The 17,065-nt window shown below is 38.2% G+C and carries 15 protein-coding genes and 1 riboswitch; of the genes, 6 read left to right on the plus strand and 9 right to left on the minus strand.

The window, feature by feature from the left end; all coding sequences use genetic code 11:
- Positions 1-131: 131 nt before the first annotated feature.
- Both ACJVDH_RS19395 and pnuC read right to left on the minus strand, forming a co-directional pair.
- Entirely contained in the window at positions 132-665 is a 534-nt protein-coding gene (locus ACJVDH_RS19395) for an AAA family ATPase (RefSeq protein ID WP_443945055.1), read from the minus strand.
- Positions 649-1,254, minus strand: a complete 606-nt coding sequence (gene pnuC / locus ACJVDH_RS19400; RefSeq protein WP_443945056.1) for a nicotinamide riboside transporter PnuC — start codon at positions 1,252-1,254, stop codon at positions 649-651. Before pnuC ends, ACJVDH_RS19395 begins: the two co-directional genes overlap by 17 nt.
- 426 nt (positions 1,255-1,680) lie before the next feature.
- Between pnuC and ACJVDH_RS19405 the strand changes: the two genes are divergently transcribed.
- Positions 1,681-1,998 carry a carboxypeptidase regulatory-like domain-containing protein gene (locus ACJVDH_RS19405; RefSeq protein ID WP_443945057.1) on the plus strand — a complete coding sequence of 106 codons (318 nt, stop codon included), beginning with the start codon at positions 1,681-1,683 and terminating at the stop codon, positions 1,996-1,998.
- 262 nt (positions 1,999-2,260) lie between these two features.
- Entirely contained in the window at positions 2,261-5,098 is a 2,838-nt protein-coding gene (gene carB / locus ACJVDH_RS19410; protein ID WP_443945058.1) for a carbamoyl-phosphate synthase large subunit, read from the plus strand.
- A gap of 176 nt (positions 5,099-5,274) precedes the next feature.
- On the opposite strand, the gene ACJVDH_RS19415 is transcribed toward carB, so the two are convergent.
- Both ACJVDH_RS19415 and ACJVDH_RS19420 read right to left on the minus strand, forming a co-directional pair.
- Complete coding sequence (locus ACJVDH_RS19415) at positions 5,275-6,420, minus strand: redoxin domain-containing protein (RefSeq protein WP_443945059.1); 1,146 nt, start codon at positions 6,418-6,420, stop codon at positions 5,275-5,277.
- 76 nt (positions 6,421-6,496) lie between these two features.
- Positions 6,497-7,678: a formimidoylglutamase gene (locus tag ACJVDH_RS19420; RefSeq protein WP_443945060.1), complete on the minus strand. Its 1,182-nt coding sequence runs from the start codon at positions 7,676-7,678 to the stop codon at positions 6,497-6,499.
- A 71-nt stretch (positions 7,679-7,749) separates the two neighbouring features.
- Between ACJVDH_RS19420 and ACJVDH_RS19425 the strand changes: the two genes are divergently transcribed.
- Positions 7,750-8,712: an NAD-dependent epimerase/dehydratase family protein gene (locus ACJVDH_RS19425; RefSeq protein ID WP_443945061.1), complete on the plus strand. Its 963-nt coding sequence runs from the start codon at positions 7,750-7,752 to the stop codon at positions 8,710-8,712.
- Positions 8,712-10,013 (plus strand): HAD-IB family phosphatase, encoded by a 1,302-nt coding sequence (locus ACJVDH_RS19430; protein WP_443945062.1) that lies wholly within the window; start codon positions 8,712-8,714, stop codon positions 10,011-10,013. Before ACJVDH_RS19425 ends, ACJVDH_RS19430 begins: the two co-directional genes overlap by 1 nt.
- Before the next feature lie 186 nt (positions 10,014-10,199).
- Here the strand turns inward: ACJVDH_RS19430 and ACJVDH_RS19435 are convergent, their stop codons facing one another.
- A complete protein-coding gene (locus ACJVDH_RS19435) occupies positions 10,200-11,486 on the minus strand; it encodes a voltage-gated chloride channel family protein (RefSeq protein WP_443945063.1) in 1,287 nt (428 codons plus the stop codon).
- Between the two features lie 20 nt (positions 11,487-11,506).
- Positions 11,507-11,569, minus strand: a riboswitch (Fluoride riboswitch).
- 65 nt (positions 11,570-11,634) lie between these two features.
- Here ACJVDH_RS19435 and ACJVDH_RS19440 point away from each other — a divergent pair.
- Together ACJVDH_RS19440 and ACJVDH_RS19445 are read left to right on the plus strand one after the other, a co-directional pair.
- Positions 11,635-12,600: a tryptophan 2,3-dioxygenase family protein gene (locus ACJVDH_RS19440; protein WP_443945064.1), complete on the plus strand. Its 966-nt coding sequence runs from the start codon at positions 11,635-11,637 to the stop codon at positions 12,598-12,600.
- A 134-nt stretch (positions 12,601-12,734) separates the two neighbouring features.
- On the plus strand, positions 12,735-13,799 hold the full coding sequence (locus ACJVDH_RS19445) for a branched-chain amino acid aminotransferase (protein ID WP_443945065.1): 1,065 nt from the start codon (positions 12,735-12,737) through the stop codon (positions 13,797-13,799).
- A gap of 80 nt (positions 13,800-13,879) precedes the next feature.
- Here ACJVDH_RS19445 and ACJVDH_RS19450 read toward each other — a convergent pair whose 3' ends face one another.
- The 4 genes from ACJVDH_RS19450 to ACJVDH_RS19465 form a co-directional block, all read right to left on the minus strand.
- The gene (locus ACJVDH_RS19450) at positions 13,880-14,344 is read right to left on the minus strand and encodes a DUF4920 domain-containing protein (protein ID WP_443945066.1); all 465 of its coding nucleotides are present in this window, start codon (positions 14,342-14,344) and stop codon (positions 13,880-13,882) included.
- A gap of 331 nt (positions 14,345-14,675) precedes the next feature.
- Entirely contained in the window at positions 14,676-16,052 is a 1,377-nt protein-coding gene (gene radA / locus ACJVDH_RS19455) for a DNA repair protein RadA (RefSeq protein ID WP_443945067.1), read from the minus strand.
- 163 nt (positions 16,053-16,215) lie between these two features.
- Complete coding sequence (locus ACJVDH_RS19460) at positions 16,216-16,650, minus strand: hypothetical protein (protein WP_443945068.1); 435 nt, start codon at positions 16,648-16,650, stop codon at positions 16,216-16,218.
- The gene (locus tag ACJVDH_RS19465; RefSeq protein WP_443945069.1) at positions 16,637-17,017 is read right to left on the minus strand and encodes a phage holin family protein; all 381 of its coding nucleotides are present in this window, start codon (positions 17,015-17,017) and stop codon (positions 16,637-16,639) included. Before ACJVDH_RS19465 ends, ACJVDH_RS19460 begins: the two co-directional genes overlap by 14 nt.
- Between the last annotated feature and the right edge of the window lie 48 nt (positions 17,018-17,065).

Consider the following 17,065-nt stretch of genomic DNA (forward strand, 5'->3'; position numbering starts at 1 on the left):
TTAACCTTTTACCATAAAATGGGTATGATCTCAGCCTGTTTTTGTGTTTAATAAACAAGGCACCCCTAATGATGCTGCAAATGTAAAAATTATTTTAACAAAAAATATAGCTGGTAAGCAAGCCAGTAAGATTATCTGTTTTTTAAGAAATTATCAATTATCGCAACTGCATTTCGCTCGCGGGCTTCATTTAATCCCCCAACTATGGTATAATTTGCATTTAAGGATTTTAGTTCCTTGTGCCATACTTCCATAAAATGTTCGCGCTGATTTGGGAAATCGCGCAATGGATCATCTTCCCAAGGTAGATCTATATCCATCAACAGGTATAAATCATATGGCTTTTCTGGCAAAGCATCTAAAACAATCTGTGGGGTTTCGCCAAGCATGGCATCGCTCCATATTTTGACGGTAATAAAAGTAGTATCGCAAATCATGAATTCTGCCTGATTTGTTGCCAATACTGCATCTTCTAATGCAACCTGCCCATAAAACATGTTTACTTCGTCTTGTAATGTATATGGACCAACCAAAGTTTCACAATAATACCGCGCATATTCCGGTACCCAAGCAACATTGTAATACCTGGCTAAAAACTTAGACATGGTAGATTTACCCGTACTTTCCGGGCCAACTACGGCAATTTTTTTAACAGACTTGTTCACGATATGTTTTTCTCCAATCCAGGTAGCCGCGATAAGCAATTATCACCAGTACCATGTACAATACAGCACTTAGGTTTAAGTTTTTATAAATAAATAAAGGAATATAACAGATGTTTACAAACACCCATAATAACCAGTTTTCCAAAATTTTTCTGGTAAGCAATAACTGCGCAATAAAGCTTACAGCCGTGCAAAAACCATCGGCATAAGGCACATTGCTATTGGTATAATGTGCCATAAACCAGCCAAGGGGCAAGCACAATAACGGAATGGCACAAATAACGACGATCCATTCTTTCTTTTTAAGGATCTTAACGGGCCGCTGTTTCTCTACTTTTTTATTTAGCCAAAAATACCAACCATAAAATGCTGTTCCTAGGAAGTAAATCTGCAAAGTCATATCTCCATACATTGCTTCGCGATAAAACAACAATCCGTAAGCGCTTACACTAATGATGGATACAGGCCAATTCCAAATGCTCTCTTTTGCAGCCAGGTAAATACATATGAAACCAGCAACTACGGCTGTCCATTCAAGCGCGGTAGTATGCATAAACTGATCTGCCAGAAACCTGAAGAATATCTGCATGGGTTAATGTTTGCCAAATGTAGGAGAAAATGCCTTAAAAGAAAAAATCCGGTTGAGGAGGGCTCCTCTAACCGGATAATAAACCAAACAAACTATTTATGAAGAAATCCTCTGCGGGTAACTAATCCGCTAAGGAAGCTTTAGATCGAACTCTAAAGTATTTACTAAACGCAAATACGATACGCTTATTACAACATTATTGCCAATATTAATGCTTTATATTCATCATGACGAAAATCTGACTTAGGAATCCCAAATGGCCGTTCTCTTTAACAAAACCTTAACAAATAAATTTTAAATATAATATAAATACTACAACGATGTATGTTTTACAGTTCAATACTGATTTAGAGTGTTCATTATTTAAAACTATTGCCTATACAAACTGTTAAGTTTAGCGTACATTTAAGAATTAATCAACACATTATGAAAAAACCAGGGACTATTTTCGGGATTGTATTTATATTTCTGTTGATCTCTTTTGCATTCAAAAATATAAAGCTAGGGCGCATTATCGGAAAAGTATCTCCAATTGAGGCCGTAAATGGAATTTCAATAATTGCCGGTACCGACACCATTTCTGCTGAAACTGCACAAGGCAGTTTCAGCTTTAATAATTTAAAACAAGGCGTGTATAAGGTGCTGATCAAAACCAATCCGCCGTATAAAGAAACGGTTATTGAAAATGTGGCCGTAAAAGACAGTTCTACAACAGATTTAGGGATCATCACACTGCAACAATAACGAAACGGTTTTTATAGTAATAGTAGATTTAAGCGCTGTTCTGGAAGTAATTTTTAATGTTTCAGTCAGACTAAATTCAAGTGATTTTGGAAGTGCCTGAGCGGCACTTTTTTTATTTGAAAAAATTGCAATGAAAACCACTGTAAAAACCTATCTTTGCATCCCGACAGAACAGTCGGGATTTTACTCCTTAAAAAGCACAAAAATCTCGTTGCTTTGTAGTCTTTGTAGACAATTTAACTTTAATTTTTGATTTTATATCATGCCTAAAGACACTTCCATTCGCTCAGTATTAATTATCGGTTCAGGTCCAATTATTATTGGTCAGGCCTGCGAATTTGATTACTCGGGTTCTCAGTCGGCTTTATCTTTAAAAGAAGAAGGTATCGCTGTTTCTATCATCAACTCCAATCCGGCAACCATCATGACGGATAAAGTTATCGGCGATCATGTTTATCTTCGCCCTTTATCAGTTGATTCGATTGAACAAATTTTACAAGAACACATTGCTTCTGAGGAACTACCAAGAATCGATGCTGTATTGCCAACTATGGGCGGTCAAACTGCACTAAACCTTTGTAAGGAAGCAGAAGAGCGTGGTGTTTGGGAAAAATACGGTGTTCGGGTAATCGGAGTAGATACAGATGCGATTGAAAAAACTGAAAATCGTGAAGCTTTCCGCCAGTTAATGGTCGATATTGGGGTAGGTGTGGCAACCTCAAAAATTGCCAACTCATTTCTTGAAGGAAAAGAGGCTGCTCAAGAAATTGGTTATCCGCTGGTTATTCGTCCTTCTTACACCTTAGGTGGTTCTGGTGGCGGTTTCGTACACAAAAAAGAAGAATTTGATGCAGCGCTTAAACGCGGTTTAGAAGCCTCTCCAACACACGAGGTTTTGGTTGAACAAGCTGTTTTAGGTTGGAAAGAATATGAATTGGAACTATTGAGAGATAGCAACGATAACGTAATTATCATTTGCTCTATCGAGAATTTCGATCCAATGGGAATCCATACAGGAGATTCAATAACCGTTGCACCAGCAATGACACTGTCTGATCGTTGTTACCAGGACATGCGTAACCAAGCGATTAAAATGATGCGCGCTATTGGAAATTTCGCTGGCGGATGTAATGTTCAGTTTTCGGTTAATCCGGCAAATGACGAAATTATCGCTATTGAAATTAACCCACGTGTTTCTCGTTCATCGGCTTTGGCAAGTAAAGCAACAGGTTATCCAATTGCGAAGATTGCAGCAAAACTGGCAATCGGTTACAACCTTGACGAAATTGAAAATCAAATTACCAAAACAACTTCTGCATATTTTGAACCTACTTTAGATTATGTAATCGTTAAAGTGCCACGTTGGAACTTCGATAAATTTAAAGGCGCAAATAAAGAACTAGGCTTACAGATGAAATCTGTAGGTGAAGTAATGGCCATCGGCCGTACATTCATCGAAGCTTTACAAAAAGCTTGTCAGAGTTTGGAAATCGGCCGTGCTGGTTTAGGCGCAGATGGCAGACAAAACAAAAACATCAATGAAATTATGGACGGCCTGGAACACGCTTCCTGGAACCGTTTATTCTTAATCAAAGATGCGATGACAATGGGTGTTCCTTTGGAATCTATCCGTAAAGCAACCCGCATTGATAAATGGTTCTTGAATCAAATTCAGGAATTAGTTGCTTTAGAAACGGAATTGAAGAGATATTCTTTGAACAATATCCCTCAGGATTTCTTTATCACATTGAAACAAAAAGGTTTCTCTGACGTACAAATTGCCTGGTTATTAGGCAATGTAACAGAAGATGAGGTTTATGACCGCCGTAAAGAACTCGGCATTCGCCGAGTATATAAAATGGTAGATACCTGTGCGGCAGAATTTCCGGCACAAACGCCATATTACTACTCAACTTTTGAACAAGAAAACGAATCTATCCCGTCTAACCGTAGAAAAATAATTGTTCTGGGTTCTGGTCCAAACCGTATCGGACAAGGAATTGAGTTTGATTATTCTTGTGTGCACGGTTTGTTAGCGGCAAAAGAATCTGGTTTTGAAGCCATCATGGTGAACTGTAATCCTGAAACAGTTTCTACGGATTTTAACATGGCAGATAAATTGTATTTTGAGCCGGTATTCTGGGAACATGTTCGTGAAATTATCGATCTTGAAAAACCAGAAGGCGTAATTGTACAGCTTGGCGGACAAACAGCATTGAAAATGGCTGAACAACTTACCGCAAAAGGCGTTAAAATTATCGGTACTTCTTTCGAAAACATGGATCTTGCAGAAGATCGCGGACGTTTCTCTGATTTACTGAAAGAACTTGACATTCCATATCCACGTTATGGAGTTGCTGAAAATGCTGAAGAAGCTTTAGTAGTAGCCAACCAGGTGGGTTATCCGGTTTTGGTTCGTCCAAGTTACGTTTTAGGTGGACAAGGCATGAGCATTGTAATCAATGATGAAGACCTGGAAAAAGCTGTTGTTAAGCTTCTGGGAGATTTGCCTGGAAACCGTGTTTTGATTGACCACTTCTTAGATCGTGCAGAAGAATCTGAATCCGATTCAATCTGTGACGGAGAAGACGTTCACATTATCGGAATGATGGAACACATCGAACCTGCTGGGATCCATTCTGGAGACTCAAGCGCTGTATTGCCTCCTTTCAGCTTAAGCGAAAGTGTTACCAACCAAATGGAAACATACTCTAAAAAACTCGCAAAAGCACTAAACATTAGCGGCTTGCTAAACATTCAGTTTGCCGTTAAGGATGAGAAAGTTTACGTAATTGAAGCCAATCCAAGAGCATCACGTACGGTTCCATTTATTGCAAAGGCATATGATGTACCTTACATCAACATCGCTGCAAAAATTATGCTGGGTGTTGCGAAATTGAAAGACTTTAAGATAGAGCGTAAGCTAAACGGTTATGCGATTAAAGAACCGGTATTCTCTTATGAGAAATTCCCTGAGGTAGCAAAAGAGCTTGGCCCGGAAATGAAATCGACCGGTGAAGCTATTCGTTTCATCAAAGATCTCGAAGATCCATATTTTAGAAAATTATACAAAGACAAGTCGATGTATTTAAGTAAATAATTACTTAGGGCGGTGCTAAAAGCACCGCCTTTTTTTTGCAATGTTAATGCGGAGATGATGTATGAATACAAACATCTGAATAAATCCAACGTGTAACTGGTATCTGTTTTTTTTGGAATAAAAAAACCCGGGCCAGCGCAGTAGAGCTAACCCGGGTTCTTAAATGTAATTTTGTATTATTTGGATTTTGCACCCAATAGTTCTTCTAACTTACTTTGCAAAGCTTCTTCTCTTAATCCTTTTGCAATAATTTTACCGCTAGGATCGATCAGAAAGTTTGCCGGAATAGAATTAATGCCATACATTTTAGCTACTTCATTATCCCAGAACTTTAAATCTGAAACATGTGTCCAGGTTAATTTATCATCAGCAATCGCTTTTAACCATGCTTCTTTTTTCCCAGGTTGATCAAGAGATACACCTAAAACGGTAAAACCTTTGTCCTTATATTTGTTATAAGCTGTAACCACATTTGGATTTTCCTTTCTACAAGGACCACACCATGAAGCCCAAAAATCTACCAACACATATTTACCTTTAAAATCAGACAGTTTAACGGGTTTACCATCCGGATCATTTTGAGTGAAATCCATGGCCATAACGCCAACTGCAGTTTTTCTATTGGCTTCAAACCGTTGCGCCAGGCTTTTTCCTGAAGTTGTTGCTTTCAATTCCGGTGTTAAAGCCAAATATGCTTTTTCTGCACCAGCAAGTTGCTCAGGATCGTACATTAATTGTCCAATAGCTGTTAAGCTGATGAATGATTTTGGATTGTTTTTTGCAAATTCTAAATAAATAGGAGGTAAACCAGCAGATTCCTTTTCATATCTGCCACTCAATTCTTTCATGATGGCCTCATCCTTCTTCTGCTCTGGTTTTAGTGCTTTGTATTCCGCATCAATCACTGCCAGTTTATCCGTTACAGGCTTAGTTAATGCATTCAATTTCTTTGAATCATCATTTACTACAGATCCGGTGATGGTTGCATTTTTCAGCGAATCTGCCGTTGTAAGGTTAATGGTCGCTGGCTCCAGATATACGTTTAAACCGTCTACCTTTTCTCCTGCTGAAGGTCTTTTTACATATGGATTTTTGTTAAGAAACAAAGAAGCTCTGGTCGGATCTAATACAGCGCCTTTAAAAGCGAAAGTCCCATTAGCAACGGTTGTTGAATCCGTAATATCCTTACCTCCCGTTTTATATAACAAATAAATTTTATCGCCGGTTTTTAGGGCCTTAGCAGAACCGTTTAAAACAAATGGCTTTTGAGCCATTGCTGCCAAAGGCAACAATGCCATGGCAGATAAGATTAATTTTTTCATCTTTTTTTGGTGATTGATGTAACTGTATTCCAAATATACCTTTATGCACCCAAAAAAAACAATCGACTTCCTGAATTTATGTAAGTTTCTGGTAAGTTCTCCACCAAAGATCAGGCATATCCCCATTTACGGCAATCTGATAGTCGTCATAACGACATGGAACCAGATGATAGCGTTCATTTTGTGACTGCCCTGACGGGTATGGCACCTGCATCCACCAACGATCGGATTTCTTACTTTTAACGAAAGTCATTTCACCTGTCCCATCTTTCAAACTTGTTCGGTAGATAATAAACTGCGACTTAGGTGTTAACGGAAAATCTTTCTTGCGCGCATAAAATCCATCAACGAAATACCAAACCATCTGTGCAAGGAGAAATGCCGTTTGTCCATTATTATCATATGCCGGATTAAATTCATAGAAGCCAATCGACGTAAGTTTATCATTAATGCCGGCATAACGCGCAATTCTACAGGCTTCTTCTCCATCAAACCCGTTTGGCGTAGCATTCGCATTTCCTGCAGCGTCTGCAGAACGAATGGCACCCATGTCAAAACTTACCATATTGGCGTTTCGGATAACGGGTTCTGCGAGACTAATATCTTGCGCAAACTCGCCTAAACGGTGCACATCGAAATAGAGTTTATCCATCACACTCAAACTCTCCTGATTTACAAAATACGTTTGATAACCTACATTGCTAAAATTGAAAAGGAAGTTTGGCTGGTGCAGGAAAATTTTATTCAAATAACAATCAGACCTGGTGGCCAGGCCCTGTTCTTCATCGTCATCAATATCGAACCGATTGTCTATAACCACAAGATCTACTTTCTGTTCCAGATCTTCATATCCCATGTATTGTCCATAAGTCAAATCCTGACCTCCGCCAATTATCACCGGAATAATATCTTTTCTGATTAAATCGGAAACCACCATCCGCAAAGCGATATACGTATCTGCAACCGTTGCACCATGTTTTATATTGCCTAAATCAACAATTCTGCTGGTAAAAGCACCTTCATTTAATCTGTAGAACTTTTCTCTAAAATAGTCTGGCGCCAATGCACACCCTTCGTTATCTAAAGCATTTCTACCATCCAGAACACCAATAATGGCCAGATCGAATTTTTCATCCTCCAGATCCGGAAAATCTTCTGTATAAATCCGCGTTTTTAAACCTAGCTGACTGTTCAAAAATCCATTTTTAGGCTTGAAACGATCGGGGTTGATGGGCGAAAAGAAATCTGTTAACGACATATTTTTAAAACTCTCGCCTCAAATATCTATTTTTGAATGCGTATTTCCACATATAGCCCGAAAAAAATAAAATGATACTGGTAACCGGCGGAACAGGATTTCTAGGTTCTGAATTAATAAAACAGCTTACCGATAAGGCTTTGCCGGTAAGGGCAACTAAGCGCGAAAATTCTGCCATTCCAAAAATTCTTCTAAATAATTCTTTAATTGAATGGGTAATCGCAGACATCAATGAACCTTCTGCTTTAGAAGATGCATTTACAGATGTTACACATGTTTACCATTGTGCGGCTTTTGTTTCGCTCAATTCAAAACATAAAAAACAATTGTTCCATGTCAATATCAACGGCACATCGAACATTGTAAATCTCTGTTTGGAATACAATTGCCGTTTGCTACACGTAAGTTCAATTGCCGCCTTAGGCGAAGCAAAAAAGGGGAAACTTATATCAGAAAAAGATTTCTGGGAATACGATGCCAAAGCCCATGCATACGGCCTTTCCAAATATGAAGGTGAAATGGAAGTTTGGCGTGGCATTTCTGAAGGACTGGATGCGGTAATTGTAAATCCATCTGTCATTATTGGCAAAAGTGCGGGTTTTGAAGGTAGCGGCTCCATTTTTAAACTGGTAAAAGATGGCTTTTCATTCTATACCGATGGCTCAACCGGGTTGGTTGATGTTGACGATGTAGTTAAAGCGATGATTTTACTGATGGATGCCGATATTACCGCAGAAAGATTTATCCTCTCTTCAGAAAATTATCATTTTAAAACATTATTTGAAACCATTGCAAAGGGCTTTTCAGTGAAAGCCCCGCAGACGGAAGCAAAACCCTGGATGCTTAACCTGGCCTGGAGAGCTTTGAAATTCTTTTCTATCTTTACCGGAAAAGAACCTTCAATTACTAAAGATACAGCGAAAAGTAGTGTTACCTCCAGTTTTTACGACAATCAAAAAATCATCGGCCAAACTGGAATAACGTTTAAACCCGTTGCACAAAGTATAACTGAAATTACCCAATATTTAAGATAATGCCTAAACAAAAAGCGTATTACATCATCGATTTTGATAGTACATTTACCCAGGTAGAAGCTCTGGATGAGTTGGCCAGAATTTCTTTGAAAAAGCATCCTGAAAGAGAAATAATCTTTCAAAAAATTGAAGATTATACCAACCAGGCGATGGAAGGTAAACTGTCTTTCTCAGAAAGTTTAGCTCAACGCATAAAACTTTTAGAAGCCAATGAAGAGCATCTTAAAGAACTGATCAAATTTCTGAAGAAAAAAGTATCGAAATCATTTTCCCGCAATGCGGATTTCTTTAAAAAACATGCCGATGATGTTCTGATTGTTTCTGGCGGTTTCAAAGAATTTATTACGCCCGTTGTTAGCCAGTATCACATTAAAAAAGAAAATATTTACGCCAATACTTTTGTTACTACCGGAGACGGAAATATTATTGATTACGACCACGCAAACCCTTTAAGCGAAGAAGGAGGAAAAGTGAAGTTGTTACAACACTTAAAACTGGAAGGAGAGCTGTTTGGAATTGGCGATGGCTATTCAGATTTTCAATTGCGCGAAAGCGGCCTGATTAATAAGTTTTTTGCCTTTACAGAGAATATTGCCAGACAAAGTATCGTTGAAAAAGCTGATCATATTACGCCAAGTTTTGATGAATTTCTTTATGTAAATGATTTGCCAAGAGCGATTTCTTATCCTAAAAACAGAATATTGTGTTTGGTGATTGGAGATGTTGATCCGAAAACGATTGCAATGCTCAAAAATGATGGCCTTTCTATCCGACACAAAGAATCTTTTGAAGAAAAATATGTAAAAGATGTGGCTATGATTGTTGCGGCTGATGGAGAAAAACTAGATCACGAACGCATGAAAAATGCAGTAAAACTGAAAACAATCGGATATCTGGGCAACAGCAAAGGAAAACTTGATCTTGACCTTTGTGCCAAAATGGGTATCGTACTTTTTGATGATCCCAAAAACAACCCGCATAACATCGATTTTATCCCGAAAAGAATGATCGATTTTATGAATACCGGCGCAACCTATCTAAGCCAGAATTTCCCGAATCTGCAATTGCCTAAAATTGACAAATCGCACAGACTAATTCATATCCATAAAAACGTACCGGGAATTATGGCAAAAATAAATACGGTTTTTGCCAAACACGATATTAATATTGTTGGTCAGTTTTTGATGACCAATTCTGAAATTGGATATGCTATTACTGATATCAATACAGAATACGATAAACATGTGTTTAAATCTCTGAAAAAAATTGAGCATACCATCAAGTTTAGAGTGTTATATTAATCTGATACCAATTGTAGCCATCTGGCAGCTGAGCATTCCTTTATAAGCAAGTTGCCAGATTCTATTCGATTAAAATAATCGTAGTGTTGTTTAAATAAAAAACTGACGCTAAGCAATCTAGCTACAAACCAATCACAAAGTCGTCAAAACGTGTATGCCAACACAATTTTATTCCAGACCCAACATTTAACGGATCAACTTCCGTTTTAAAAGCAAATGCTTCGGGCTGCCAAAAATTTGAGCTGTATAAATTCCGGTATGACCGGAAAACAAATATGCTGCAACACAAGCCAGGGCGATAAATATCCCGGAAGATACACCAAACAATTCAATTCCCATTAAAATACAGGCTAAAGGCGTATTGGCTGCTCCAGAAAACACAGCAACGAAACCCATACCAGCCATTAAGCCAACCGGCAATGGTACAAATGTGCTCAGAAAACTGCCCAATGTTGCGCCAATAAAAAATAGCGGGGTAACTTCTCCACCTTTAAATCCGCTACTCAGTGTTAATGCCGTCAACAACAACTTTAATGCAAAAGCAGATGAAGATTCTTGAACCAAAAAAGATTCTGACATAACAGGAATTCCTAAACCGATATATTTGGTATTGCCCAATAGATAAACGGCGCCTACTAAAATTATTCCTCCTAAAACAGGACGCAAAGGTGGATATTTAATTCTTGAAAAGAGACTCGTTAGATAATGATTCAATGCGGAGAAACTTCTTGCGGCCAAGCCGAATAGAATACCAGCGCCCAATGATAAGAGTAGGTTGACGTAGTCCATTTCCGGAATTTCAGCAATTCTATAATGCGTATGCCCAACGCCCCATGCTTTACATGCAAAATCAGCAATTACGGCCGTAATAAAAGAAGGAAGGATAGCCGTATACATTACACTCCCTACAACAAAAACCTCCAACCCGAAAACGGCACCGGCTAAAGGTGTACCGAAAACCGAAGCAAAACCAGCACTAATTCCGCAAATTAAAATGATTTTACGGTCGCGGGGTTTCAATTTAAAAAGTTTAGTAAACTGATCTGCAAAGGCACCTCCAATTTGAACTGCAGTACCTTCACGACCGGCAGAACCGCCGAAAAGATGTGTGATCACTGTGCCTACAAAAATTAATGGAGCCATTACCAATGGGATAATTTGTTTTGGTTGCTGCAATTCTTCAATGAGTAGATTATTTCCTTTTACAACATCTTTACCCAGATAAAAGTACATCAAGCCAATTCCCAATCCTGCGAGAGGGAGAAAGGCGATAATCCATAAATGATCTTCTCTGAAATTTGTAGCCCAACTTAAACTCTCTAAAAATAATGCAGACGCCGAACCGACGACAGCGCCAATAATTGTTGCGATCATCAACCATTTTATGGTATGACTAAACAGAAATTTCAGATCGGTTTTTAACAGTTGTGAAAAGGGCAGAAGAAAGCCTTCTGTAATTTTTTTAACAGGCATTAGTATTCAATTTTACATTTAAAATCGTAGGAGTCATCAGCCTGTTCGGGCGGTTTTGGCGGTACCCCATCGCCATTGGCTCAAAAATATAAAATTTAGACCTGCGTTCCAAAATCTTTAAGCACCTTTGTACGCTAAACACAAACAAATGGACTTTACTCCAGAAATCAAAAGTAAACTGAATCAACTTCAGGAAAAATACACCGCAATGGGCCAAGACATGGCTTCCTACCTTGATGGATTGCTGTACGCTGATTTCCTGACCTACTGGGATTATATCCATCTTGATACGCTATTGAGCCTGCAAAGCCCTAAAACTCCTTTTCCTGATGAAGAAATATTTATTATGTACCATCAGATTACAGAACTGTATTTTAAACTGGCTTTACATGAATGCACGCAAATTTCTGAACACGAAAATTTAAACGTCGATTTCTTTACCGCAAGGATTAAACGTATCAATGCCTATTTCAATGCATTGACCACATCTTTTGAAGTGATGGTTGATGGCATGGAAAAAGATCAGTTTTTAAAATTCAGAATGTCATTGCTTCCTGCCAGTGGTTTTCAATCTGGCCAATACCGCATGATCGAAATTTCTGCCACAGATTTTATCCAGCTGACCGATAAAAGCAAAAGGCAAGAACTTACAGGCAAAACCATTGAAGAACAGTTTCAATACATTTACTGGCAATATGGCGCTACTGAACTGGCTACAGGAAAACAGACATTAACTTTAAAGCAATTTATTAAAAAGTATTCTGTTCAGTTTTTACAACTCGCAAAAGACCGTTTAAATACGAATTTTTCAAGTTTATATAAACGTTTTGAAAGCAGCGGATCAGATGTTTCGGCGCTTGCAGATGAACTTAGAAAGCTTGACCTTTTTGTAAACGTAGAATGGCCTTTATCACATTACAAATCTGCCGTGCGTTATCTTGAAAAAGATCCTGTAGATATCGCAGCAACCGGAGGAACCAACTGGCAGAAATATTTGCCTCCACGTTTTCAAAAAAGAATCTTCTATCCATTTCTGTGGACTGAAGAACAAATGAACGAATGGGGGAAAGGCTGGGTATTAAATGTTCTTAAAACACTCAAAAACAAAGATTAATATCTCAAAAAGCTATTAATAAATCGGCAAATTTGCTAATTTGCGCAAAACCAGAAATGATCTGTCGAGATGGATGGAAGTGTATTTTTCCACTTTCTGCATTGAGGAGACGATTCATTTAAAAATATAATAATATGACCGAGACATTAGATATCAAAATCACAAAGGCAGGGCAAACTCGTTTGTCTGTGACTGATTTTTCTCAATTACCGTTCGGTAAAGTATTTACCGACCACATGTTTACTGCAGATTTTGAAGATGGAGAATGGAAAAATCTTCAAATTTTACCTTACGGACCAATTCCGATGAGTCCTGCAATTTCAGCTTTGCATTACGGACAAGCAATTTTTGAAGGTTTAAAAGCATACCGCCAGCCAGATGGAAAGATTAGTGTATTCCGTGCCGATAAAAATTTCGAGAGATTTAATAAATCTGCGGCAAGAATGTCTATGCCAACAATACCTGAAGAAATTTTTATGCAAGGTTTGTCGGCGCTAATTCATATCGATGAAAAATGGGTACCATCACAAGAAGATTATGCATTATATGTTCGTCCGGTGATGTTTGCTATGGACCCATTTTTAGGTGTTAAAGCATCTGACAGTTATAAATTTGCTTTATTGACCACACCAACAGGTCCATACTACAGCAAAGCATTAAAAGTTAAAATAGAAACTGAATTTACACGTGCAGACGATGGTGGTGTTGGTTTTGCAAAAACTGCCGGAAACTATGCACGCTCTCTTTTCCCTTTCGAAGAAGCACGTAAAGAAGGTTTTGATCAATTGATCTGGACAGATTCTATCAATCATGAATTTATTGAGGAAGCTGGAACAGCCAATTTGATTTTTATTATAAACGGCAAACTGGTTACACCATCTGTACGCAGCACGGTATTGGATGGCGTAACACGCGATACCATCATCAAGCTGGCTAAAGAAGCAGGTGTTGAAGTAGAGGAACGCAGAGTTTCCGTAAAAGAGGTGATAGAAGGTATTGAAAATGGAAGTTTAACTGAAGCATTTGCTGCCGGAACCGCTGCCACAGTAACACATATTGGAGAAATTGGATATCAGGGTAAACTTTACACCTTAACCGATTCTTCTACGAGACATATTTCTAACGGAATTGCAAAAACACTAAACGACATTCGTTACGGTATAACTGCCGATAAATTTGGATGGAATTGGGTTTTATAAAAAAACTGAGCAAAAAAAAGGCGCCAATTGTTATCAATTGGCGCCTTTTTTTTGCCGTTATTTATTAACAAGCAGAAAAATTATTTATCTAATATCACCACGCCTTTTGCTTCGAAAGCGAGTTCTTTTTTAGGGTCTGTTATTTTAGCAACCTCTTCCGGGCTCTTTTTAGCATCTTCTGCGTAGTGGCGCAAAGTTTCTACAGAAATGGTTTGTTTCTTTGCAATTCCATCTAATACAACTGTTTTACCTACAACATCCATAGGCATAAAAAAAGCATAATCTTTAAACGTTACACGCATTGGCTCGCCATTTGGCATTTCCAATGTCATCCAACAGCCTTTCTTTTTGCATACATCTACAACCTTACCTTCAATTTTCATATCGGCCGATTTGCTTTCGCCCATTGCGGCTTCCATTTTTCCAGCAGGTTTCACGTCGTTAGGTACAAATTCTTCACCAAATTTCTGACCCTTCAACGGTTTTTGTGCCATTGTTACACTGGCACAAATGCATATAATAATGCTTAGGATGATTTTTTTCATGCGTTTATTTTCAAAATTCCCTTAACTCCTTCAAAGTTATTTAAAATTTCTCTAAATAAGAGGCAAAAAAAATCCTCGCTAGTTATAAACTAACGAGGAAATCATCCCTATTGTCATAGATCACATCCCATGTATGATGTACAACACTTAGCTATAGGCAATTTATGATCCAAACTGGCACAAGCTAAATAATGATCCGCATCATCCTGACACACAGAATATTAAAAAATAAATATGGATATCCATTGTAAAATCAAAACTGTAGAAATTGTGTATACAGTTTGTATATTGTAGAAAATTGGGAAATTAATTCCTCAATTTATTGAATCATTCATCCAAAAATCAGGCTAAATACTTCTTCTATTTTGCTTACTGCTTTAATTTCGATATTGTACTTTTCAATAGAAATGCCTTTTAGATTGTATTTCGAAATAAAAATAGATTCAAAACCCAATTTGTCTGCTTCGGCAATGCGCTGTTCAATACGATTAACAGCGCGTATTTCTCCGGAAAGGCCAACTTCTGCAGCAAAACAATTTTTTGTAGAAACCGGAATATCCTGATGAGAAGAAATAATCGCGATTAAAACGCCTAAATCTATTGCAGGATCTTCAACACGTATTCCTCCTGCAATATTTAAGAACACATCTTGTGTACTTAACCGAAAACCGCATCGTTTTTCAAGCACGGCAAGCAACATATTCATTCTTTTAGTATCAAAACCAGTTGCTGAACGTTGCGGTGTGCCGTACGCCGCCTGACTTACCAGCGCCTGTGTTTCAATAAGCATTGGGCGTGCACCTTCTAACATTGCCGAAATGGCGATGCCGCTTAATTCTTCATCGCGCTGCGAAAGTAAAATTTCTGACGGGTTGGAAACCTCACGCAGTCCGCTGCCTTGCATTTCATAAATCCCAAGTTCTGCCGCCGCACCGAAACGGTTTTTAATCGATCGTAAGATTCTATATACATGGTGACGATCGCCTTCAAACTGTAAAACAGTATCAACCATGTGTTCTAGAATTTTTGGCCCTGCAATGGCACCATCTTTGGTAATGTGGCCGATAAGAAATATTGGTGTTCCGGTTTCTTTTGCAAAACGAAGCAATTCTGCAGTACATTCGCGTACCTGAGAAACACTGCCTGGTGTAGAATCTATATGTGCAGAATGCAAAGTCTGTATAGAATCTATAATAAGCACTTCTGGCTCCAGAACTTCAATCTGTTTAAATATGTTTTGTGTTGAGGTTTCTGTAAGGATATAACAATCTGGCGAGCCATTGGCAACGATACGCTCTGCACGCATTTTAATTTGTTGTTCGCTTTCTTCTCCGGAAACGTACAGTAGCTTTTTGCCGCGCAAATTCAAAGCAATCTGCAACATTAAGGTAGACTTTCCAATGCCTGGCTCACCACCAATCAATACTAAAGAGCCTTCTACCAATCCGCCGCCCAATACCCGGTCAAGTTCCTGATCACCTGTGGCAATCCTTCGCTCAGTAGACGTCTGGATGTCATTTACTTTATTAGGTATGCTGAGTTTACGTGTACCGGTTTCGCTTTTCCATGTTGGTACGGAAGCGGGTGTTTTTTCGATAATTTCTTCAACAAAAGTATTCCACTGACTACATGAAGGGCATTTGCCCAACCATTTCGCCGATTCGTATCCGCAGCTCTGGCAGAAGTATGCTGTTTTTGATTTTGCCAATTTGATGATAATTTTTCTCTACGAATGTAGAGCTAAACCTTGAAAATCGGGCGATTACTTTTAAACAAAATCTATGAATGAAATGATGAAGAGAAAGTTATGAAAATAACTTATGTAGAATTTTTCCACAAAATAAAATGCCCCGAATCAATCGAGGCATATTTTAATAAGTTTCACTATCCGGCGGGATGCCGTAATCGACAAATTTCTTTGCCTGTTTTTCTTTTTTCTTGCCGAACCAGCCTTTAACAGAATTGAATATGGCAGAGAGGTGTTCTGCATCTAAAGATTTACCTAATTTCCCAGAAGCTAAGCCAACAAGGGCTTTGGTAATAAAGCCAGAACTTCTGAAAATGGTTTTATTCATCAGCATTGGTAAAATTAGCGACATCGCTGTACCGCTGAAATTCAATTTGTCGTCTACTTTGAGCAAATTACTAGGTGATGCATACTTTTTTATTAATGCACCAATAGAAAATTGCTTGATGAATAGTTTAGTATCTGTTTTAAGCGCATTTTGCTTTACAGTATATTCTACTTTAAGTGCAACTTTGGCTGCATGCAGATCTTCAAGGTTTCTGATATTATACTTTCTCATCGTCCTCCTCCTTATCTGCAAGTTTGTCAAAATATTTTCTTATTGCCACGTTAATGATTGCCTTTTCAATGTACTTATCTTTAGTTAAGTATACCACAATAGCAAAAAGTGCGTAAAGTGCAGCTACACAACCGAAGCCCCGCGTAAAACTTCCCAATACATCTGATAAAAAGAGCGCCAGCGTTACACTTCCGAAAAGGAAAGCTAAAATGAAGCACACAATAACAACAGTATTGGTAACCAGATCCGCAAATATTTTGGATGCTTTTTCTACAAGATACAGTCTGGCAAATTCCAATCTGGCTTCAATAAGTCCTTTGGCATCGTCAACGATATCCTCAATACTTTTTTCTTTGTTTTCTTGCATAGTTTAGATGGAATTTAGCTGGATGCAGATTATACATCCAGCTTTTTA

Origin of the sequence: Pedobacter terrestris, from assembly GCF_052343045.1 — a bacterium.
Taxonomy (GTDB): domain Bacteria; phylum Bacteroidota; class Bacteroidia; order Sphingobacteriales; family Sphingobacteriaceae; genus Pedobacter.